The organism is Halobacteriovorax sp. RZ-2 (assembly GCF_043196685.1).
In the GTDB taxonomy this organism is placed as follows: domain Bacteria; phylum Bdellovibrionota; class Bacteriovoracia; order Bacteriovoracales; family Bacteriovoracaceae; genus Halobacteriovorax_A.
This window is the reverse complement of the sequence record NZ_JBEBMR010000003.1, coordinates 244,477-267,965: the sequence shown is the minus strand read 5'-3', so window position 1 is coordinate 267,965 and position 23,489 is coordinate 244,477. Positions and strand designations below refer to the sequence as shown.

At 37.5% G+C, this 23,489-nt stretch carries 19 protein-coding genes; 6 read left to right on the top strand and 13 right to left on the bottom strand.

All coding sequences use genetic code 11. The features are described from left to right. Positions 1-7 precede the first annotated feature (7 nt). The 3 genes from tmk to ABMA78_RS12885 all read left to right on the top strand — a co-directional run bounded on the left by tmk (position 8) and on the right by ABMA78_RS12885 (position 3,065). Positions 8-691, top strand: coding sequence for a dTMP kinase (gene tmk / locus ABMA78_RS12895; protein WP_392860603.1), 684 nt, complete (start codon positions 8-10; stop codon positions 689-691). Next, positions 684-1,508 (top strand): hypothetical protein, encoded by an 825-nt coding sequence (locus tag ABMA78_RS12890; protein WP_392860602.1) that lies wholly within the window; start codon positions 684-686, stop codon positions 1,506-1,508. Before tmk ends, ABMA78_RS12890 begins: the two co-directional genes overlap by 8 nt. Positions 1,509-1,580: 72 nt before the next feature. Next, positions 1,581-3,065: a stage 0 sporulation family protein gene (locus tag ABMA78_RS12885; RefSeq protein WP_392860600.1), complete on the top strand. Its 1,485-nt coding sequence runs from the start codon at positions 1,581-1,583 to the stop codon at positions 3,063-3,065. Here ABMA78_RS12885 and ABMA78_RS12880 read toward each other — a convergent pair. The 5 genes from ABMA78_RS12880 to ABMA78_RS12860 form a co-directional block, all read right to left on the bottom strand. Then, a complete protein-coding gene (locus tag ABMA78_RS12880; protein ID WP_392860598.1) occupies positions 3,055-3,690 on the bottom strand; it encodes a hypothetical protein in 636 nt (211 codons plus the stop codon). The genes ABMA78_RS12885 and ABMA78_RS12880 overlap by 11 nt on opposite strands. Further along, a complete protein-coding gene (gene asnS, locus ABMA78_RS12875; protein WP_392860597.1) occupies positions 3,644-5,056 on the bottom strand; it encodes an asparagine--tRNA ligase in 1,413 nt (470 codons plus the stop codon). Before asnS ends, ABMA78_RS12880 begins: the two co-directional genes overlap by 47 nt. A gap of 12 nt (positions 5,057-5,068) precedes the next feature. Beyond that, the gene (locus ABMA78_RS12870; protein ID WP_392860595.1) at positions 5,069-6,067 is read right to left on the bottom strand and encodes an adenosine kinase; all 999 of its coding nucleotides are present in this window, start codon (positions 6,065-6,067) and stop codon (positions 5,069-5,071) included. A 16-nt stretch (positions 6,068-6,083) separates the two neighbouring features. Continuing rightward, positions 6,084-6,860: a peroxide stress protein YaaA gene (gene yaaA, locus ABMA78_RS12865; RefSeq protein ID WP_392860594.1), complete on the bottom strand. Its 777-nt coding sequence runs from the start codon at positions 6,858-6,860 to the stop codon at positions 6,084-6,086. Positions 6,861-6,946: 86 nt separating this feature from the next. Then, positions 6,947-7,783 (bottom strand): class I SAM-dependent methyltransferase, encoded by an 837-nt coding sequence (locus tag ABMA78_RS12860; protein ID WP_392860592.1) that lies wholly within the window; start codon positions 7,781-7,783, stop codon positions 6,947-6,949. A 103-nt stretch (positions 7,784-7,886) separates the two neighbouring features. Here ABMA78_RS12860 and gcvPB point away from each other — a divergent pair, with 103 nt between their 5' ends. Further along, entirely contained in the window at positions 7,887-10,937 is a 3,051-nt protein-coding gene (gene gcvPB, locus ABMA78_RS12855; RefSeq protein ID WP_392860590.1) for an aminomethyl-transferring glycine dehydrogenase subunit GcvPB, read from the top strand. Positions 10,938-11,265: 328 nt separating this feature from the next. Here gcvPB and ABMA78_RS12850 read toward each other — a convergent pair whose 3' ends face one another. From ABMA78_RS12850 to ABMA78_RS12815, 8 genes are all read right to left on the bottom strand, one after another. Then, positions 11,266-13,422 (bottom strand): ammonia-forming cytochrome c nitrite reductase subunit c552, encoded by a 2,157-nt coding sequence (locus tag ABMA78_RS12850; protein ID WP_392860589.1) that lies wholly within the window; start codon positions 13,420-13,422, stop codon positions 11,266-11,268. Between the two features lie 77 nt (positions 13,423-13,499). Continuing rightward, the gene (locus ABMA78_RS12845; protein ID WP_392860587.1) at positions 13,500-14,753 is read right to left on the bottom strand and encodes a hypothetical protein; all 1,254 of its coding nucleotides are present in this window, start codon (positions 14,751-14,753) and stop codon (positions 13,500-13,502) included. After that, positions 14,746-16,344, bottom strand: coding sequence for a VWA domain-containing protein (locus ABMA78_RS12840; protein WP_392860585.1), 1,599 nt, complete (start codon positions 16,342-16,344; stop codon positions 14,746-14,748). The genes ABMA78_RS12845 and ABMA78_RS12840 overlap by 8 nt, the downstream gene beginning before the upstream one ends. Next, entirely contained in the window at positions 16,337-17,314 is a 978-nt protein-coding gene (locus tag ABMA78_RS12835; RefSeq protein ID WP_392860583.1) for a VWA domain-containing protein, read from the bottom strand. Before ABMA78_RS12835 ends, ABMA78_RS12840 begins: the two co-directional genes overlap by 8 nt. Continuing rightward, on the bottom strand, positions 17,307-17,786 hold the full coding sequence (locus tag ABMA78_RS12830; RefSeq protein ID WP_392860582.1) for a hypothetical protein: 480 nt from the start codon (positions 17,784-17,786) through the stop codon (positions 17,307-17,309). Before ABMA78_RS12830 ends, ABMA78_RS12835 begins: the two co-directional genes overlap by 8 nt. Then, on the bottom strand, positions 17,779-18,696 hold the full coding sequence (locus ABMA78_RS12825) for a DUF58 domain-containing protein (protein ID WP_392860580.1): 918 nt from the start codon (positions 18,694-18,696) through the stop codon (positions 17,779-17,781). The genes ABMA78_RS12830 and ABMA78_RS12825 overlap by 8 nt, the downstream gene beginning before the upstream one ends. 6 nt (positions 18,697-18,702) lie before the next feature. After that, positions 18,703-19,665, bottom strand: coding sequence for an AAA family ATPase (locus ABMA78_RS12820; protein ID WP_392860578.1), 963 nt, complete (start codon positions 19,663-19,665; stop codon positions 18,703-18,705). 52 nt (positions 19,666-19,717) lie between these two features. Continuing rightward, positions 19,718-21,250 carry an arylsulfatase gene (locus ABMA78_RS12815; RefSeq protein ID WP_392860576.1) on the bottom strand — a complete coding sequence of 511 codons (1,533 nt, stop codon included), beginning with the start codon at positions 21,248-21,250 and terminating at the stop codon, positions 19,718-19,720. A gap of 183 nt (positions 21,251-21,433) precedes the next feature. Here ABMA78_RS12815 and ABMA78_RS12810 point away from each other — a divergent pair, with 183 nt between their 5' ends. Together ABMA78_RS12810 and ABMA78_RS12805 are read left to right on the top strand one after the other, a co-directional pair. Continuing rightward, positions 21,434-23,026, top strand: coding sequence for a peptide chain release factor 3 (locus ABMA78_RS12810; RefSeq protein ID WP_392860574.1), 1,593 nt, complete (start codon positions 21,434-21,436; stop codon positions 23,024-23,026). 98 nt (positions 23,027-23,124) lie between these two features. Beyond that, positions 23,125-23,478, top strand: coding sequence for a response regulator (locus tag ABMA78_RS12805; protein WP_392860572.1), 354 nt, complete (start codon positions 23,125-23,127; stop codon positions 23,476-23,478). Positions 23,479-23,489: the final 11 nt, after the last annotated feature.

Sequence of the window (23,489 nt, the reverse complement as noted above, 5' to 3'; positions counted from 1 at the left end):
TTAACCTATGGAACACACTAAAGATATCTCACAACTAACTAATGTTTTTCGCCAAGCGGCCTTCCCTGGATCATTCTTTTTCAGCTTTGAAGGTATTGAAGGCTCAGGAAAATCAACTCAAATAGTAAAAATTAAAGACTACCTAGAGGATAAAGGCTTTAACGTTATCGTTATCCGTGAACCAGGTGGGACAGCATTTGGAGAAAAATTAAGACAAGCTATCTTAACTTCAAATACTGAGCTACACCCGGCCGCCGAAGCTCATCTCTTTGCTAGTGCTCGTGCTCAAAATCTACACGCACTTATTCTAAAAGAGTTAGAAACACCTAATACAGTTGTTATTTGTGACCGTTTTCTTGATAGCTCTATCGCCTACCAAGGTGTTGCCCGAAAACTTGGACCGGAGTATATCTTAAATATCCACTCAAGCTTTCCTTTAAATATTGTTCCTCATAAGACTTTCTACTTAAGAATTGACTTAGAGAAGTCACTTGAGAGACAACGCTTAAGAAATATGCCTAAAGATTATTTTGAATCACGTGACAATAGCTTCCACCAAGATCTTATCGAAGGTTATGACTATTGTGCTCAGATCTTCCCAAAACGAATTGCAACGATTGACGGAAGTGCACAACTTGAAATCGTGACTCAAAAACTAATCGAAGAAATTGAAACGATTATAAATGGATAATAAAGATATTGCATTTAATGCACTATTTGCGCGCTACAAAGAAAGCAAGCTTGCCCACTTCTACACTCTCCAAACTGGAGGTCACAGTGAAGTTTCTAAAAAAGACACTCTACTTGAGAAATGGGCAAATGACTTCATCATCAATATTCTAGCTTATGAAAATGGCTGGGAAATTGATCATGCAAAAGAAGTCCTAGAGCGTGGGCATGAAGATATTCTCTTTGTTTCCACTGACCAAAAAACCTATAAAGTAACAGATGACAGTATCGAAGAATTCTTTAACTTCATCCGCTTTAGGCCATCTAAGCTCAAGTACTCATTCTCAATTTTTAAGCAATCGCAAAAGATTACCCAAATCTTGGCCAATAAGCTTCTAAAGACACTCGAAGAGCCACCAGAGGGCCATATTTTTATCTTCATTAAGTCTAATGATGAGAAAACTCTGCCAACAATAGATTCTCGAACAATCAAGGTCAATATTCTTGGTAAGACAGACTCACAAAACGAAGTAACGCAGGAGCTAAGCTTTAGAGACTATGTCGCTAAAAACTGTGAAGATGAACAATTAGTCGAGATCCTAACTAAAATCGAGCGCAATAATTTACAATTAGATGAATTAAGAGAGCTAATTAAAGAAGGCCCTACCCGTGAGGCCAATATTCACCACCTTATTGCATCACATATCAATCAAAGCAGTAAATATAGCATTGAAGACGCTCAAATTTGCCTTCAGGCCACCAAAGACTCAACTTTCGAGATACCATTTAATGGCTCATCTAAATCACGCCTAGCACGCCTGCTTCAACTTGTGATTTAATGCAATTTGGCTAGACATAAGCTACCAATAATACGACAATTGAAGCTACTCAAAAAAAATTGATGGGACAAAATGACGAACCAAGATCAGCAAGATATATCTGAATCACGTGACAATGATAAGTCAGGTGATAAGAAGAAAGTAAATAAATTCAATAAGCACGATGACAAGCTAGCAAAAGAGCAAGAAGGTAAATTCGAAGAAGGTCAAACTCTGACAATGGTAAGAGTTCGCTTTCCAGGAAATGCAAAAAGCCAGCCTTTCTTACTAGGTAAGAGAAAATTCACATATGGCCAAAAAGTTATCGCCATGAGTGACCGTGGTATGACAGTTGGTTATATCAACTCTTTCCCATATGAAGTCACATTTGATAAGTCGATGCTACCAATTCGCTCAATCTCTAAAGTGGCAACACAGGAAGATATCGACGAACAAAAAAGCTATATGAAAAAAGAGAATGAAGCAGAGATTGTCTGTCTTCGTCTCATCGAAAAATATAATCTTAATATGAATCTTACTCACGTTGAGTTTATTCAATTTGGTAAGAAGGCCGTTTTCTATTTTACAGCACCAGAGCGTGTGGACTTTAGAAACCTTGTCAAGGACCTCGTAGCAGAAATCAAAATGAGAATTGAGCTACGCCAAATCTCAGTACGAGATCGTGCCGCAGCACTTGGTGCAACAGGGGCCTGTGGCCTTCAAACTTGTTGCTCATACTTCCTAACAAATTACGGAAACGTTTCAATTAAGATGGCAAAGAATCAAAACCTTGCCCTTATTCCTTCAAAGATCAACGGTGTCTGCGGACAAGTAAAATGTTGTATCAAGTATGAAGATGATGTTTATACAAATAAAAGAGAATTCCTTCCAGGTGAAGGCTCATATATTAGAACGAAGAATGGTGATATTGGTAAGGTTTTAAAACTACATATTCTACTAGAGCAATTTGAAATGCTTACAGATAGAGGCTATATTCGCCGCTATTATAAGAACCAATTCGAGAAGAGACGTTGTCGTCCACCTAAGGACTGGAGCTTCCCTACTGAATTTAAGTCCATCACAAAAGAAACTTCAACAATCATTGGTATAGAGGAATTAGAAGAAGAGCTACGCCTAAGAAAGCAGGCCTTCCTTCAAAGCCTAAATGATGGTAGTGATCAAGATGAAGATGAGGATGCGCACGAGTTATTTGACGATGAAGACAGCAGCAACGATGACGATGAGGAAATTGAAAAGATCCCATTAGATTCGACAGAAGATGAGTCAGATAATATTCCTAAGCAAAAAGTAGAAAAGAAGCGTCATAATAATAGTCGTCCTAGAAGACGTCCAACGAATAGACGTAATGACAAAAAGCCTGGCCAACAAGACGCTAAACCAGACACAAAGCAGGAAGGCAAGCAAGACGGAAGTCAAGAAAGGAATCAAGACAGGCCTCAAAATAAGAACCGCAACAGAAATAGGAACCGCAACAAACCAAAGAGCGGAAACTACCGAAAGCCTTCAGGTGATGCCAAAGGAAAACCTGAGTCTTCAGGAAATAAAACTAATCAATAATTCTTTTTAAAGAAGTATAACAGCGATGGTGAGGGAATTGATTTTCCCTCACTATTTCTAGCTGAGAAATCCCCTTTAAATATTTGATATTCAACATCTCATCTCTCGCGTCGACGATCACGCGTGCCCTACACTTTGCTATATCAATATCCTCATTTAAGTTAAGTATTTCACGGTAAACACCTAGTTCAACATATGAACGTGCACGCGACTTTAAAGGAGCAAGCGAAAGAATCGGCAAATGATTTAAAATACCCCTAGCAGATACCTTCACAAACTTGGCCATTATGTTAGGAGGATAGAAGGCCGGGGCCATATAGATAAGCTTATTATCTCTTATCTCTAACTCCTCATTTTGAATGGCCCATTCAATTAAAAGTGCAGCAAGAGAGTGGGCAACAACGATACTTCTTGAGTTGTTTTTAAAGATCTTTCTTATTTTCTCTAGATCTTGAGTAAGATTTGGGCGCATTTTCTTATTAAAAGAAAGAGAAAGAAATTTAACATTTGAGTTTGAAAAGATGAAAGATGCCGGGGCCTGATTAAGCCCCGGTATAAAGATAATCGGATCGCGATTATTAGAAGTCACAATTTCCAGGTGTTCTTGGGAATGCAATAACGTCACGGATATTGCTCATACCAGTGATATACATAATTGCTCTTTCAAAACCAAGACCAAAACCAGAGTGAGGTGCTGAACCAAATTTACGAAGTTCTAGATACCACCAGTACCCTTCTTTCTCCATTCCCATTTCGTCCATGCGCTTAATTAGTTTATCAAGGTCTTCTTCACGTTGAGACCCACCAATTAGCTCACCAATACCAGGAACAAGAACATCCATGGCACGTACTGTTTTCCCATCATCATTTTGCTTCATATAGAAGGCCTTACAATTTTTTGGGTAATCAGTTACGATAACAGGTGACTTAAAGTGTACATCTGTTAAATATTTTTCGTGCTCAGTTTGTAGCTCTTCTCCCCAATTAGTTGGGAATTCAAATTTCTGTCCACAAGCTGAAAGAATATCAATTGCTTCAGTGTAAGTGATTTTCTTAAACTCACTATCACGCACGGCCGCGAGAGTATCAAAGTGAGATGCATCAACATCTGTAAAAGGCATCTTATATAAGAACTCTAATTCTTTTTTACAATGAGTGAAAGCATAGTCGATCATATACTTAATATAGTCGGCCGCAAGCTCTGCTACATCTTCAAGATCAGCAAAAGCAACCTCTGGCTCAATCATCCAAAATTCAGCAAGGTGACGTTTTGTATTTGAGTTCTCAGATCTAAAAGTTGGTCCAAATGTATAAACTTTACCAAGTCCAAGAGCATGACACTCACCTTCAAGTTGGCCAGTTACACAAAGAGAAACATCTTTCCCAAAGTAATCTTTAGAAAAATCAACTTCACCTTTATCTGTCTTAGCAGGGTTTTGCTTATCTAGAGTTGAAACATTAAACATTTCCCCAGCACCTTCACCATCAACAGCTGTGATAATTGGTGAATTCAGGTAGAAGAAGCCTTTTTCATTAAAGAAATTATGTGTTGCCATGGCAAGAGCGTGGCGCACACGAAATACTGCTCCAAATAGATTTGTTCTTACTCTAAGGTGAGCAATATCTCTTAAGTGCTCTAGAGATGTTCCCTTCTTTTGTAGAGGGTATGACTCATCAACAGCACCAATAATATCACCTGTTACGGCCTGCATTTCGATTGTCTGTCCCTTACCTTGTGATTCAACAACTTTCCCTGTGATAGAAACACAAGTACCAGTTAGCATCGTTGATAGGGCCTCGTAATTTTCAATACCAGCATCAGCAACAATTTGTAGAAGATCTTGCGAAGATCCATCATTTAAAACAATAAATGAAAACTTCTTAGACTTACGAACAGAGCGAACCCATCCTTTAACAACAACTTCTGTCCCGATGTAATCACTTGCACGATCAAATAATTCTTTTAATTCAATACGCTTTAATTGTGTCATTTAAATACCTTCTTATAAAATATCTTTTAAGATTGATTTGGTTTCTTCTTTTTCTAGTCTTGGCCCGTATTGAGTCACAAGTTTTGCAGAACAAGCACATGCTAGTGTTCCTGCTTGAGAGAAGTCTAGGCCATTTGTGATTCCATAAAGGAATGCACCAGCAAATAAGTCACCGGCACCGTTTGTATCGATGGCCGAAACACTTGGAGCGGATACGTTAACTCTCTCACTTCCATTATAAAGAAAAGCACCTTTTGCACCAGCAGTAATAGCGAATGCATGAGAAATTTCTTTAAGGGCCTCAAAGGCATCTTCAATCGAATCTTTTTCAGTAAATGATTTAGCTTCTTCCTCGTTACAAAAAAGAAGATCTAGTTTCTGTTCACCAATCATTTCCTTGAAACCATCTTTGAAGAATCCAACAATTCCCGGATCTGAAAAAGTTAGCGCAACTTTAACATCATTTTTACGAGCGAAATCTCTTGCTGTTTGGCAAGCAGCAATCCCAGCGGCACCTGTAACAAGATACCCTTCCATATATAGCCACTTACTATCAGCTAGCATTGAAAGATCAAGTTGCTCATCAGAATAAGTTGCTGTCGTTCCTAGAAACGTATTCATTGTTCTCTCTGCATCTTCAGAGATCATAACAAGACACTTTCCAGTTTCACCGTCATAGAGGCCATTTTCAATATTTGATTTTACACCATTTGCTAACAGGTCATTCTTATAGAATTCACCTGTTTCATCTTGTGCAACTTTACAAGAGTAGAAAGTTTTTGCACCCAGTTGAGTAGCACCAATAATAGTGTTTGCAGCAGAACCACCACAAGCACGAGAGTGACCAACATTGCTTCCCTTCAGGGCCGCAAGAAGGTGATCTTGTCTCTCTTTTTCAACAAGAGTCATTAGTCCCTTTTCAATCAGGTGATCTGCTAAGAATTCATCCTTAACTTTAAACTCCATATCGACAAGGGCATTTCCCATTCCATATACATCAAAATTCTTCATACTTAATCCTTTATATTTATGACTCTTTTCTTTTAAAAATTAACTCATTATTTGCTTCATCAAAGTCAGCATATTTGTACCCAGCAGAATCAAATGTCTTTAGGCTTTCAATATCCTTAATCTTATTTTCGATAATAAAGCGTGCCATCATCCCTCTGGCCCTCTTAGCATTGAAAGAGATCACCTTGTATTGGCCATTCTTAAAATCTAAGAAGCGTACGTTAACAAGCTCAGGAACAAGTTTGTCTTTTTTTACACTCTTGAAATATTCTTCAGAAGCAAGGTTGACGAGATATTTTGATTTATTTGCCTTAGCATCAGCATTGATCTTCTCAACAATCTTTTCGCCCCAAAAATTATAAAGATTAGTTAGGCCTTCTCCATTAATTCGCGTCCCCATCTCTAAGCGGTATGCACGTAGTTCATCAAATGGTGAAAGTACCCCATAAAGTCCAGATAAGATCTTAAGGTGTTTTTGAGCATAGTTAAGCTCACTCTTTTTAAGTTCACTTGCATTTAGACCTTGGTATGTATCACCTGCAAAGCTAAAGATTGCAGCACCGAGGTCAGCAGTTTTCTTAAAATTATTAAAGCGATCAACATTTAGGTCCGCAAGGGCCTTAGATAATTTCATCATTTTTGAAAGATCAGCACTTTCAAAATTTGCCATCTTTGTGGCAAGCTGCGTGGCCTCTTTCATAAAAGCAGGTTTCTCAAGATTAACACCTTGAGCAACACTGATTTCTGAGTGATCAAAATTAAGTTTCTTCGCTGGAGAAATAACGATATCCATGAAATTCCTTTAATTTGAGTTTGTGTTACTAAGCGCTTGAAATAATAACAACAACTTTATTAAAAGACTATGATTTCTTAAGATAATTAAGGAAGAAAGTAGCGCTCGTAGCGAGTTGATTTACCTGTGTAGACAACCTTTTGATGCTTACAGTCAGCAGGTATCTTGACCTCACTTGCCTTGATTGGTCTCTTTAAGCAAACTAAAGAAAATTTGGCACATAAAGACCATAAATACTGATCCTGATCCACGTCCTTGCCTACTAAATCCTTAAAGACTTCCATCTCTTTTCGACTTAGTGCACTCTTGGCCTTTGACTTTGTTATTTCATACATTGGGTCATAGAAGCAACGTTCAAAACCAACAGGAGTCTCTGTAATGGCGGCCTGTCCAAAATTGATCTTCATATGGTTTTTAAAAATAAGTCTAATCTTTTCATTTTCACAATTTAAGGCCTTTTGATAGGCCCAAAGAGCAAGTCCAAAAACATAAGGATTTCTTTCAAAACACTCCAACTGGCAGCCAAAGCTAAGAAGCAAGCAAGCATCCTTACCTGTGCCTAAAGTCGCATCAACAACTTTATTATGTTTAATATCGCCACCCTTAAGCTTCAGGGCACGAAAAAGTGGCTCTTTTGTCACAGCATAGTTTCTCTTCAAATGAGTTTGTAAATCCCCAGACCAATCAAGCTTAAGAGATGACTCTCTGTGTGGATCAAAGAGGCATAGTTCATCATCTTTCCAAGTTAAATAAACACCACTTAGCGATGCGTTCGAGTTATGTAGTTGATACGATAACTCATGACTAGAGAGCTGTTGCAAGTAATTGCGCAGCGCTTGATTCAGAGATTCTAATTGAATATCTTTATCAACTGCGTCTTCTATTACAATATCAATTTTAGTCTTTAGTGAAGTCTCATTCATATTAAAATCAAGTAGATGGCCTGTTCTTTCTATGCTATATATACTTTTCGTAAATACATACTTTAGAATTAATTTATCTAGATATAACACACACGGAGAACAGATGTCACACACACAAGACGTATCAAACTCAACTATTAAGAAACTTGGTTTTGACCCAAGAAATTTAAAAGTAAACTCTGGTGATCTGAATCGTGAACTTGCAAAGAATTATATCAGTGCAAGTGATGAAGAAATTAAACAGATGTTAAACGAACTAGGTCTAACGACACTAGAAGAACTATTCGCTCATATTAAAGACGATGTGAAGTTCTCATCGAAGATTCCTCTAAAAGAAGGACTTAGTTATGACGAACTTGTTACTAATCTTGATGAATTATCAAAGAAGAATAAAATCCCTACAAACTTCTTAGGTGACGGACTTCCTCAATTTAAGATTCACGAGATTGTTCCTTACGTTTGTAATATCAGAGGACTAACAACTGCCTATACACCATATCAACCTGAAAGATCTCAGGGAACATTAAATACTCTTTGGATCTATTCAAGTGCCATTACAGCACTGACAGGTTTTGAAGCAATTAACGCTTCTCTTTACGAAAGATCAACATGTCTCTTTGAAGCTCTTAAAACAGGTGTACGCCTAGCACGTAAGAAAACAAAGGTCTTAGTAAGTGAAGCAATCTATCCACAAGACAGAAGTGTTTTAGAGACAAATGCTGCTCACACTGGGCTTGAAATTCTTTGGGCACCAATTAATAAAGAAAGTGGTTTAACTGATTTTGATAAGGTTAAAGAACTACTTGAAGCCGATAAAGAAATTGCAACATTTGCTTTTGGCCAAGTAAACTCACTTGGACTACTAGAAGATGTTGATGCCTTAACTGACTTATGTCGTGATAACGAAGTATTCTCAATTGCCATCATTGATCCTGTGCTACTTGCTAAAGGTGGTTTAAAGAAGCCAAGTGAATTCGGAAGTGACAAGGCCGGTGCAACGATGATCGTTGGCGAGGGACAACACCTATGTCTAGACGCCAACTACGGTGGCCCAGGACTTGGGATTTTCGGAATTCGTTTTAACGATGCTAATAAGAATCAAATTCGCCAAACTGCTGGACGCTACGTTGGTAATGCAGTTGATATGAACAACCAAGAATGTCTTGCAATGGTTCTATCAACTCGTGAGCAACATATTCGCCGTGAGAAGGCCACAAGTAATATCTGCTCAAACCAATCATTTGTTGCTTCAATTGCAGGTGCTGCACTTTTAGCGCTTGGAGATGAAGGATTGGCCGACAAGCTAGCAACAGCACGCCAAAACACACAATACTTCCTTTCAAATATTTTACACCTAGATGGTGTGGATCTTGCTTTTGATGCTCCATACTTTAATGAAGTTGTTCTTAAGCTAGACAAGAAAGTAAGCGATATTCTTGCTTCAAATGATAAGCTTGTTGCAGGTAAGGACATTAGTGGCCGCCACAACCTAGAAGGAAACCTCTTAAAAGTTTCTTTTGGTGATCAACACACACAAGACGAGCTAGACAATCTAATTGCACTCTTCAATGAAAACTTCGCAGCAAATAGTGAATCAGAATTCTTTATGCCAGAGATCCCTCAAACTTATATAAGAGAGGATGCTCCAGGAATCGCAAATTTCACAACTGATGAAGTCAAAGCATTCTATGACAAGTGTGGAAGTTTAAACGTATCTCCGGATGACGCCATCTACCCTCTTGGTTCATGTACAATGAAATATAACCCATATGTAAATGACTGGGCAGCAGGACTTCCTGGCTTTACAATGGCACACCCTGATTTAGAAGATAAGTACACTCAAGGAACACTTGAACTACTTTATCATATTCAAGAAGATTTCAAGGCCATTACAGGGCTTCCAGGTCTCGTTACACAGGCCGTAGCTGGTGCTCAAGGAGAACTCGTTGGAATCAAAATGTTCCAGGCCTACCATGCAGACAGAGGTAATGCTGATACGAAGAATGTTATTCTTATCCCACGCTCTGCTCACGGAACAAACCCAGCAACAGCTGCAGTCGCAGGATTTGTTCCTGGAAAAGTTGATGGTAAACAAGTCGGAATCATCACTTTAGATGCAGATGAAAGAGGTCAGATTGATCTTGAGCAATTAAAAGAGATCATTAAAACTGACGGTGAGCGTATTGCTGGTATTATGGTAACAAACCCAAATACAGCAGGTATCTTTGAAGAAAACTTTAAGGAAGTAGCAGAGCTTATCCATTCAGTAGACGGCCTTGTTTACATGGATGGTGCTAATATGAATGCTATTGCAGGAATTGTTTCACTTGAAAAACTTGGTGTTGATGCTTGCCACAACAACCTTCATAAGACTTGGACTATTCCACACGGTGGAGGGGGCCCAGGAGATGCAATCGTTGCGGTAAGTAGTAAACTCGTTGACTACATTCCTGGAACACAGGTTGAAAAATTAGCTGACGGAACATATAAGAAAGTTCGCGCACCAAAGTGTATTGGTGACTTTCACCGTCATGATGGAAACGTTGCTCACAAAGTACGTGCCTACACTTATCTAAAGGCCCTTGGCCAAGATGGTGTTGTGGCCATGTCACAAATTGCAGTTCTAAGTGCGCGCTACCTTTTCCAAAAGTTAAAAGATGTTTATCCAATGCTTCCACATGGGGCAGATGAAACACCTCGTATGCACGAGTTTATCATCACATTAAGTGATGATATGTTTTCTCATATTGAAAAGTCAGGAACACTAAAGAACCAAATCATTGCAAAAGTTGGAAAGCTCTTCCTTGATTTTGGTCTCCATGCACCGACTGTTGCATTCCCAGAAGTCTTTGGACTTATGATTGAACCAACAGAGTCTTTTACAAAGAAAGAATTAGATGACTTTACAGATGTACTAGTAGCTATCAAGAACGTACTTTCAGATTCGCCAGAAGTTCTTCAAACCGCTCCACACTTTACAGCAGTAAGCAAAGTTGATGAAGTATGGGCAAATAAGAATCTTAAGTTTTACCGCGACCTCGATAAGCTTTGGGATCTACCAAGTGATGAAATCTCACCTAAGAAGTTACGTCATAAAGACACGCTAGAAGTTGTAAAGATGATTCAAGATAAGCACAAAGAATTAAAGCAATAAGAAAAAAAAAGGCCTGCAATGCAGGCCTTTATATATATTAGGTGTAGCAGAGATTGAAAAACATACGAATAATTCGAGAATAACAACAACACGAAATTTAACACGAATTTGGGGAACAAAGAACAACAACACAACTTTATCGATATGTTTATTCATCAATCCCTGCTACATTAATGAGTGGTTTATACGACGCGATTTCGGATGTTTCAACCTATCATTTTTGCACGTGTAAATATTACAAAAGTAGTTTGTTGACCTAATAAGTCCCATTATTAAAACTTACATTTCAATAGATTCAAGCCTAATCTTACAGTAATTTTTGTTTCAGTTACTGTCTAAAGCGATTGATTTTCTTGCTATAATATTTCGTATTCTCTACATCCTGTAGCTCAACACTTAGAGCAAATAACAACTGATTATAAAGAAAAGAACCTTCATAGCTTGATTCTTGTGCCTTGGCCTGACTTAGGGCCTGTTTAGCTCCATAAATTTGCTTATAAGTAAGAATATAGAGATAGTGATAATAAGCATTGTCTCTATCGAGTTCACTTGCTGATCTAAAGTAATCCAATGCCTTTGGGTAATCACCTAATCTCGTGTAATGCATCCCCAAGGCCGTCAGTACACTTGTGTCCTGAGGGCTTTTAACGAGGGCCTGATTAAGAATATGAGCAGTCTGTGCCTCGTTGCCAATTGAACGATGAAGATCAGCAAGGTTTATATAGGCCGGGATAAAATACGGATACTTTTTAATCGAGGCCTCTAAAAGCTCAGCAGGAGTTTTAGGAAAAAGTCCAAAACGAGAAAGAGTTGCAAGCTTAAGTATATTATCAGGAGCATCACTATGGAGTTCAAGTAAAGTAAGATATGCATCCAAGGTAGGCCTTAACTCTTTACCAATAGAGCTCTTAAAGTCGAGGCCATGAGAAGCGAGTAAATAAATGGCCGAAAAAGAAAGAGACTTTGGGCCACTTTTAACAATCTTAACAATTGAATCTTGGACTTGGGAAATATCTGGAAAATTTAGCAATAACTCAAGAGTGGCCTTCTTGATTAGAAGGGAGTCGCTTGTTAATAGAGTTTCATAGTCATTCTTTTTCATACTAGGAAATTCTCTTAACAAAACGATTGCAGATGCTCTGCGCATTTCAGGCATCTCAACATTATTAATATATGAAAGAAGTTCCTTCTTATTATTAAAATTCCCCTTCTTCATTTCACCAATGATCTCAAGAAGCGTATCTTTAGTTTTAAGCTTCGGGAATTTCGTTTGAAACATTATGTTCATTTTCTCTTTAGAAGTATCACTATGGCAATTAGTACAACTATTAGGAATATTGTACTTAAGAGTGTAGTCAGGTCTAGGAATCACAAATTTATGGTCTGCCCTCATATCAATTCCCATATAGGCCTTCTTAGGCATATGACAATCAACACAACTTGCACTCGCCTCTTTATGCTTATGATGATCATATTTTTCATAACTTAAATCGTGGCATTGCAGACATAGAGAGTTACCTTCTTTCTTCAATTTTCCACTATGAGGATTATGGCAATTGATGCATTTGACACCTTTATGAAACATCTTAGATTGAAGAAAGGAGCCTCCAACAAACGCTTCTTCTCTTTGTTGGCCATCAAGATGGTACTGACTATCGTTAACAATTGTTAAGGAGAATTGATTGAAGAAATCACCCGCAAAGTCAGCATGAGTGGTCATATCTTCTCTTAAACTGTGGCATGTTAGACAAGTTGAACTAGCATCACCTTGAGAGATATAGGTATGCATACCACCGCCTTTTGCCGGAATAATTTCTTGATAACCTTGAGAAGGATTACGCCAAAAGCCTTTATTTGTAAGATGCTCATCCCTATCGTCTTGTGACATCTTTGCCCATTTTAAGTGTGTTGAGGCATCGCCGTGGCATGAGAAGCATGAGATATTTTCGCTCAAATATTTTGTCTTATACGTATCAGACTTGATTTCATAGGCCTTATCAAGGCCAGAAGAATGGCAGCTGGCACAGCGATTATTCCAATTATTAACTCGGTTGTCCCATTTCAAAGAATCCCTCAGATGTGGATTTTGTCGCTCTACTTCACTTAATGTATTAAACCACTTCTTTGCTTCAATATCCCACGCAATTGGTGCAACTTGAAACTTCCCCTGTTTTCCATAATCAATAACATATTGTTGTAGAGGATAATGACCAAATGTATAGAGGACTTTGAAATCAACCCCATCAATTGAAATATAATATTGGCCCTTACTATTTTTAAATCGATACTTTGTCTTATTTGCCTTAAAGCTTTGATTATTAAAGTCACCCTTAACAGACTTCTCGCTTACCTTATTCATGGAATGAAAGTGATCAGAAGACTGCCATAGAGTTGAGATACCTTCGTGACATTTAAAACAAGTAGAAGGATCATTATTCTCTTGTAGCTCTTGATATGAAATTTTGCCTGGATCAAAGTTTGTCACCTCTAACTTATTTGAAAAACAAGAAGAGACTAAAAAAGTTATAAAGACAAAGAAAAATAGATTAATTAAATAATGCACTAGTTGAGCTCACTTATTCTATTATCATACTTAAGGTCGGCCGTAATAAAGGCCTTCTTTAGCGATAATTTTTTGAAGTGCTGCCAATAATCCTCAGAGGTCTTACACTCTGAAAATAGGTCGGTATAGAGTAGTTTGATACCAACAATGGCCTCTTCATTAGATATATTAGACCCATCAATACCATATTTTTCAAAGAATGAAATCAGTGAGAGTTCGTTGGCTTCGTGCGCAAATCGGTATAAGTAGTTAATAAGACCAACAGAATCACGTCTATTAATAATTTTTCTTAATGCGCGACGATTTTCTAAGTCTTGGCGAATTGACTGATAAAAATAAGAAAGCGACTCTCGATTGAGTCGAATCAGATAGAAGATGAATACGGACACAAAAACAATCGTAACAATCGACATTTTAAGCTTATTAGAGAAGTAGAGGCCTGCGAGTTTAATCGTTAACTCTTCAAGCTCACTTGTAACAACTTCCTTACTATCTAAGTCGTAAAAACGAATTTTAGAAGGAATAAGTTTTATATTGCCACCGCGATTAAAGATGACAGTAATCTTCTGTCTTAAGATAGACTTCGCGCTCCCGCGATCAAAACGATCAGACTTTTCAAGTGTGTCATAGTAGAAAGAGATGTCGTCTTGTTTTTCAAAACGAAACTCTGGAATGAGAGCAATACTTGTATCACTGGCCTCAATTTCATATTCATAGACAATTGCATCTTGTCCTGTCGTTTCCTCACTTAGTAAAACTAGACTTTCTTTGACATCACTTGCAACAAAGTCATAATTTTTCTCAACGTCCTCAACTGAAAACCGAGGGCCATCAATCAAGACTTCCCCTTGATTTACACGATTTGTATCTTTATTTCGAATTGTAACACCAAGCTTTACTCCTTCAACTTGTTGCCCTCCAGGGTAGCTAGGAAAGACTTGTATACTTTGCGACTTCTGTAAAAAGTCTCCAGAAGTCTTTAGGAAATATTCACGTGTCGTCTGTTGAGTTGCAATGCCTCTAGAATAACGAATATCTAAAACACTGACATTTACTTCTAAGTTTCTTCTATAATTGATCAAAAGATCAAAGACAACTAATTGCTTAGGTACAATATTCTGATCATCACTTGTAGAAAACTTAAAAGAAATCTCACCAGAACCCAAATAACTCTCAAGTTGATCAGCAGCATAGATGTGACTTTTAAAAGTAAGCAAAAAATAAAAGAAAATGAGGAGTATCGATTTAATCATCACTTACTTCCTTATCATCATGAGACATGATTTCGACTTTTCGTGCAATAAAGTCACGAAGTGGCGAGTGAACCTTATTCATCCATAAATCAACATTTAAAACTTCTTTTGACTCCCCATTACCTTGTTGTTTCGTATCGAGTACCTCGGCACCACGTGAAATTTTAAATTTCTCACGATAGAGTTTCGTTTTCTCATCGCCCTCGGCCCTTTGAGCGGAACTTGTCGCATCAATTTCTGCCACGAGTTTTTTCATGATCTCAGCATTTTCCAAGGCCTTTTTCGCAAAGGGCCCACCACTTTTGATTATTTTTTCATATTCAACTTGTGCAGAAAGATAATATCCCATATGTGCAATAGAGTTAGCATTGGCAAATTTTGAAGCGGGATCACTAAGTTGTGAAAAATAGAGTTGTGCATTTTTAAAATCTTCTGCCAAGTAATATGAAACGGCCTTATTATATTGATCCTCATATTCCATAGCGGCCGTTTTATACTTACCTAATTTAAAGAATAAGTGACCTTGCTGGTCAGCAGTCATAAAGGGATCAAGTAAAATATTTGCTCTTGCACTTGAGGGACTCACACAAACAAAGAGAATATAGCAATGAATAAGTGCAATCCATCCACGTCTAAAGTACATCACAAACGGTATAAGTGCGAAAAAGAGTAAGTAATAACCTAAATCATGCCATGGTAGATCACTATCACGATCCAATGGATAATACTTTTTTAGATAAGCACTAATTCGTGTAATATCACCGTTATCATTTGTGTATTCAACAAATTCTCCATGACTACTTGCCGCTAATTTCTTTAGAAGGGCCGGGTTAAAAGTATTACTATCTAATTCAACTTCTTCTTTTCCGACTCCGTAGACAACAAGATTAACTCCAAATTCATTTAACTTTTTTGATAAAATCGGAATCGAGTGATCATCCACTTGATCTGTAATTAAAATCAAATTTTGTCCCTGGCCATCTCTTGAAAATGACCTCGTCAATCCTTCACTTAGAGTGGAAATATTTAAGAGATCGTTTGGAACTAAGGAAGTATCAAGGGCCGAGATAAAATTTTCCAATATATTAAAGTCCCTTGTGAAAGGAAGAATTTCGTAAGAGCCGCCTCCAGTCACAACAAGAGAAAAGAAAGAGCCTTGATTTAGTTTTAAAAGATCAATCACCTTAAGCTTTGCTCTTTCAATACGAGAAGGGGCCACATCAATTGCATCCATGCTTTGTGATAGGTTAACCACTAAGAGAGTTTTTGATTCATTCTCATCAAAGGAAGTTCTAACTTTTTCAAAAGTTGGCCCACTAGCAGCTATAATAAATAAAGTAGCAAGTGCTAGCGCCCATAGTTGAGGATCTTTTAGAAAGTCTCCCTTCTGCTTAACGACTAGTGTATTTAAGATATGAGTGCTGAAATAGTTATTCAATTCCCCCATCCTCTTACTTCTAAGGTAATAGAGACAAAATAAAATAACAAAAATTAAAAGAAGTAACCACCAAGGTCTAATAAAGTGAAAGTCACTAATATTTGAAAAGAATCTTAGAAAGAATGCCTGTATTTGCACTAATATCTCATTCATTTGCGGCCCTTTGTAAAATCGAGCGACGAGTAAGAATAATAAGAATGGCCATTAAGTAAATAAATAAAATAATAACGATTGGAATATAAAAGAGATCATACTTGGGTTGATACGTTAATGTCGTCATTTCCTGTACTTCAATCGAGTTAATTTCTTTAAAGGCCTGTTCAAGTTCTTTTTCATCTTTAGGTAGGTAAAAGCGTCCACTAGTAAGACGAGCAATCTCTTTTAATGTATTCGTATCAAGACTATTTTCCCCTACCGTTTTGGGATCTCCATAACCTAGAACATAGATCTTAATATTTTCATTGTGAGCAATTTTTGCAGCATCAATTGGGCGAACTTCACTACCTGTGTCGTTACCATCAGTTAGTAAAACAAGAACACGCTCTTTAACTTTAGAGCCACGAAAACGCTTTATTCCAAGGCCAATCGCATCACCGAGATGAGTGCTAAGACCTGCCATACCAACTTTAGATTGATGAACAAGAGAGACCAGAGAATCTTTATCATTTGATAATGGAGCTTGCAGATAGGCCGAATCACCGAATACAATAAGACCGAGATAATCATCCCCTCTCTCATTAATAAATTTAATGATATTCTTTTTGGCCACATCAAGTCTTGTCTGGCCACTTTGTGTATCTTGAAAATTCATTGAGCCGGACAGATCAAGAGCAATATAAAAACTTTTAGATGAAATATTTTTAACAATTTCCTTTCCGCTTATCACAGGCTTTGCAAGAGCAACACAGAACAAAACCCAAGACACAATTAACAGTGAGCTTTGTATGTGCTTTCTTTTTCTGATATTTTGCGTAGCTTGTTTATCATCAATACTTAGAGCAACAAGATTGTAAAAGGATGCCCTCACTGAAGTTTGGCGCATCTGAAATGGTCTTATCAGAAAGTGTACGAAAATTGGAAGCAGTACAATCAAGAAGAATATAGGATAGTCAAAACTAATCACGAACTCTCCCACGTGCTTTTAACGTATGCCCAATATCAGAGAGCATTCTTTTTTTTAAGCTTACTTCTAATTCTTCGTCTAGGGCCTGAGATTGATAGAGATAATTATTTAAACTTTCCTGTTCAGCTTTTGTGTACTCTCCCTTAGCAGAGTTCAGTAGAAAACGATCATCAATTCGATGACCAAAACTTATTTTTGAAATCCTCTTGTAAAGAAGATAAATATCTTGGATCGAGTCCTCTTTGGTTAGGCGCTTATAAACTCTTATATAAGGCCCATATTTTTTCATGTAAATGAGTTTCTGGTAGATGAAATAGAAAACAAGGCCAATAACAATTATAAATATTACTGGCCATCCCCAGGTCTTAGGTAGCATCGCGGTAGGTTTTACGCTTCCTTCGATTTCTTTAATCCCTTTAATTGAGAGGTTTCCAAAGTATTCATGATTAATCGTTTCAGTGGCCTTACTCATGAAAACGCCTCTGTTTTAATTGAGTAAAAATATCCTCATGAGTATTAATCGTAAAAATAGGAAATGATAATTTACGACATAATTCATGAAGCCTATTAATATGGGCCTCCCACTTTTCTCTATATTTTTTTCTTATTTTTTGATCTCTAGAATTCATTAAGATTTCACTCTTACTATTAGAGATCACAAAATTACTAACGGCAGGTAGCTCTTCTTCATTTTGATCAACAATATGACCTATAACCAGCTCATGTTTACTCGCAAGCATTTTTAGCTGAGAATATGCTTCATCGTTGAATTCTAAGAAGTCTGAAATAAAAATGATTAATGAGTTTTGCTTTACTTCATGCCTAAGCCTCTTAAGTGCTCCTTCAACATATGCTACTTTATTAGATAAGGAGTTAATATCAAGTTTCTTATTAGCAACCTCAAGTTCATTTAAAATGGCCATAGACTTTTTTGTCGACTTAGTTGCTTTAATAAATGAATGGCCATCATTAGAAATAATGAATGCGCCAATCGGGTCTTGATTCTCCACCACACTCCAATAAGAAATTGTTGCTAATTCACAAGCAACCACAGACTTCATCTTATAATTAGAGCCAAAGAACATAGTCGAGCTCTGATCGACAACAAGATAAACTGGTCTCTCCTTATCTTCAGTGAATCGTTTAACAATTGGCCTAGCAAGCTTTTGGCTAAGTTTCCAATTCATATTTCTTATATCATCTCCAAGTCGATAATTATCCATCTCTTCAAAGATCAGACCCTGCCCCTTGATTTTAGAAGCAAAGCGACCGACATACTTATTGCGAATTGGTCGATCAATGAAGGCACGAAAATGAACCATCTTAGACTTAAGATCCACTAGGTAATTCTTGGAAATATAAATCGAGTTTTCTTGATTCATTCTTACTTATAAGATAGCAACCGAATCGATTATTTGATCAATTATATTATCGGCCGACACACCGTCAGCAATTGCCTCATAACTAATATATAAACGGTGCCTAAGTACCGGTTTTATAATCGATCTCACATGATCTGGAGTAACAAACTCGCTTCCAGATAGCCAGGCCTTTGCTTTAGCTGCAATATCCAGAGATAGTGATGTCCTAGTACTTAGCCCCATCGTTAGATACTTTTGAGTTTCTGCAGGAAGTTTTTCATGACTTCTTGTTGCATCAACAATATCGACAATATACTGATCAATAGATGCAGATGACTTAATTTTTTGAATTTCATTACGTGCAGAAAAAATTGTCTCTTCATTAGTAATGCTTCTAACTTCTGGTGCATGATACTGCTCCCTAATTAGTTGCATAATCTTCATCTCATTTTCTTTACTTGGGTAATTTAGAATGAGTTTGAATATGAAACGATCCAATTGTGCTTCAGGTAGTGGATATGTACCGTCCTGCTCAATTGGGTTTTGCGTAGCTAAAACCATAAAAAGCTGAGGTAGTTTATGAGTCACACCATTGACTGTAACTTGTCTCTCTTCCATGGCCTCTAATAGCGCAGATTGTACTTTTGAAGGAGCACGGTTAATTTCATCGGCCAAAAGAAGGTTGTTAAACACAGGTCCTTTACTAAATTCAATACGGCCCTTACCGTTCTCATCAGTTAGGTATAGTTCTGAACCCACAACATCAGATGGAAGAAGATCAGGAGTAAATTGAATACGACCTAAATCGGCGCCTATTAGAGCGGCAAGGTGTTTAACAGTTGTGGTTTTACCAGTACCGGGGTTCCCCTCGAGGAGAATATTTCCGTTACAAAGAACAGCAAGAATAATCTTTTCGATAATCTCTTCCTGACCAATAATTCGGTTATTTAATTGAGCTTGGATATTATGAACTTCATTTAAAACAGACATGATCATTCCAAAAATAAATATGGCGAACACTTGGTTCGCCATATGAAGTGAGTTATTTCTTTTTATTTTGCTGAAGAATATTTCTTGTAATATCCTTCATACTCCATGAGTCAGCAGTTTGACTTGCAGGATACTTCTTAAATGTTTCAAGAAATTTCGCTGTTACATCCATGGCCATATAAACATAGGCCGCTTTGTACTGCATCCAATCCCAGTAAGTATTCGAGTTCTGGTCTGCTCTTTCATAAGGATCACGACGTAGGTTAAATACTTTTGAAACACGAAGATCAACAAAAGGCTCTGCCCAAAGTGCCATTGTCTTTGCTCTTTGCTCAGAGAAGACGACTTTCCAATCCCCCATACGAACAGCAACAGGAACCCCTTGATCATCTAAGTAGATAAATTCTTTTCGAGGTGACTTCTTCTCTTTACCTTCAAGGTATCTCGATAAGTCATAACCATCGAGGTGAAGCTTAGCTTTCTTCTTACCAATTCTCTTACCTTTAAGCAGGTCTTTCTTTAAGTTTTTAACACCGGCCCATGTCGCAATTGTTGGCATCCAATCAAGAGTCGATACAATTTCATTTGAAACTTCACCGGCCTTGATTTTTCCAGGAAACATAACAAGAGCAGGAACTCTGTAAGCTCCTTCCCAGTTTGTATTTTTCTCTGATCTAAACTTTGTGATACCAGCATCTGGCCACGTATTGTAGTGGACACCATTGTCAGTTGAGTACATAACAAAAGTATTATCTTTAACTTTATTCTTTTCTAAAGAATCAAGTAAACGGCCAACATACATATCGTGCTGAACAAATACGTCGTTATAGTCACCTTGACCAGAAAGACCTTTTGCTTCAGGACGAGGGTGAGTACGGTAGTGCATTCCTGTAGTGTTTACCCAAACAAAGAATGGCTTCTTTTTCTTAGCTGCATTTGTGATGAATTTAATGGAACGATTAACAATATCCTCATCAACTGTTTCCATTCTCTTCTTAGTAAGTGGACCAGTATCTTTCACTTTTCCATCGGCAAATGAATGAAGAACACCACGTGGCCCAAATTTCTTCTTGAATGCCTTATCTTTTGGATAGTCTGGATCTTCTGGCTCTTCTTCAGCATTTAGGTGATAAAGGTTTCCATAGAATTCATCAAATCCGTGTCTGGTAGGAAGAAATTCGTCACGATCACCTAGGTGATTCTTACCAAATTGCCCCGTCACATATCCTTGAGTCTTTAGTACTTCAGCAATTGTAATATCACGATCCTGCAGACCTGCTTTTGCACCAGGTAGTCCTACTTTTGAAAGACCCGTTCTTAGAGTTGCTTGACCAGTAATAAAAGCAGATCGACCTGCTGTACATGATTGTTCAGCATAGTAGTCAGTGAACATCATCCCTTCTTTAGCAATGCGGTCGATATTTGGAGTCTTATACCCCATAATTCCGTGACTATAGGCCGAGATATTTTCAACACCAATATCATCACCCCAGATAATTAAAAAGTTTGGCTTTTTTGCGGCCTGAGCACTAAATGAAATAGCACCAACACAAACAAGACCAATTAAAGATTTAAAACCTTTCATCAGTTCTCCTTAAATTGTTAATTTTATTAACTGTTCTACAAAGAAATTGTTGATAAAAGTATGCCTAAAACACACAATTAAGTAAATTTAAAAAACAAATAAGATTTGAAGTAAGCTATTCAATTTATTCACACTGTGTTACAGTGTCGCATCATAAATTTATAAGATTAGGATACAGATTAAATGGAAGATTTAAAAAGAGCGACCTTTGCGATTATTTCTCACCCTGATGCAGGTAAAACAACAATGACAGAAAAGCTTTTATGGTTTGGACAAGTTGTGCGCAGCGTAGGTATGGTTAAGAGCAAGCAAGGTAATTACGCGAAATCAGACTGGATGGAGATGGAAAAAGAGCGTGGTATCTCAATTACATCATCAGTTATGTCGTTTCCATATAACGAACGTGCCATGCACCTTCTCGACACTCCAGGTCACAAGGACTTCTCTGAAGATACTTATCGTACACTTACGGCAGTTGAAAGTGTTCTTATGATGATTGACTCGGCCAAAGGTGTTGAGACACAGACAAAGAAACTAATGGAAGTTTGTCGTATGCGTGACACACCTATCGTTTCCTTTTGTAATAAATTTGACCGCGATGCTCTTGATCCATTTGAACTAATTGATGACGTTGAAAAGACATGTTCAATCCAATGTGTCCCAATGACTTGGCCAATTGGCTCAGGTGTCGACTTTAAGGGTGTTTACGATCTTAGAAATAAAACAATCATGAGCTTTAAAGACGCTGAAGATCCATTTAGCCCTAATATCATTGATGCTAGTGACTTAAGTGCAGCTCATATTAAAGAATTTGTCGGCGAGGCCCTTTTAGAAAAACTTGAAGAAGACCTCATGATGATCAGTGAGCTTATGCCAGAGTTTAACGAAGAAGAGTTCCTAGCAGGAATTATGACACCAATGTACTTTGGTTCAGCACTTAATAACTTTGGTGTTAAAGAAGTTCTTGATACTTTCTCAAGATATGCACCAGGGCCTGGAAAACGTGAAGTTATCACTGCGCCAATTGAAAACGGCGAAACTCGTACAGTTGATCCAAGTGAGAAAAAATTTAGCGGCTTTGTTTTTAAAATTCAGGCCAATATGGATAAGAAACACCGTGACCGAGTTGCCTTTATTCGCGTTTGTTCAGGTCGTTTTGAGAGAGGACAAAAAGTTACTCTAGCAAGAACTGGCAAAGAGTTAAAAATTGCAACGCCACTTATCTTTCAAGCACAAGATAGAGAAATCACAGAATACGCAATACCAGGTGATATCATCGGTATTCATGACTCAGGAAAGCTACAAATTGGAGACACTTTCACAGAAGGTGAAATTATGCAATTTACCGGTATTCCAAGCTTTGCTCCAGAGCTTTTCAAACGAGTTCTCCTAAAAGATCCAATGAAAGGAAAGCAACTTGATAAAGGTCTGCAACAACTTTCAGAAGAAGGTTCAGTTCAGCTATTTAGACGTCATAATTCAACTGAAAAAATTCTTGGTGCCGTAGGAGCCCTGCAATTTGAGGTTGTCCAACGCCGTCTTGAAGATGAATACAATGTAAAAGGTGAATACGAAGGCTTCCCATATAATGGTATCAGATGGATTAAGTTCCCTAGCGATAAGATTAAGGATGAATTCATCTCACGCTATAGTGCTAATATTGCCTTTGATATTAAGGACCGTCCGTGCTTTATTTACCGTACGGAATGGGATTTAAAACTTGCTACGGAAAAATTTGAGGATGTTGAGTTCTTCAAGACAAATGATTTCAAGTAGTTAATCTAATCAAACTAAATTGCTTGATAAACAAATAAAAATTAACTATGATGTATTGTCGTTAAGACAACACAGCACAGCACAACAGGATTTTTAGATTGAAGTTTTTATTTGTCGAAGATGAAGTTGAATTAGTAGAGCTCTATCAATATATGTTTGATCGTATAGGTCTCGATTATGAAGTCGCTTATAATGGTGAAGAAGCTCTTGAAAAAGTAAAAAACGGAAAATTTGATTATATTTTTTCGGATATTCGTATGCCTAAGATGAATGGTATCGACTTCTTAAAGAATTTAATTATCGAAGGCCTAGACTTTAAAAAATTTATTTTTGTGACGGCCCACCAAGAAGTCTCTCTTGATGAAGTTAAAGAATTAGGTGCTCATGACATTCTCTATAAGCCAATTCGTCATCAAGTCTTTATGGATTATATTCAAGATTTACAAGCATAAAAAAAGGGCCT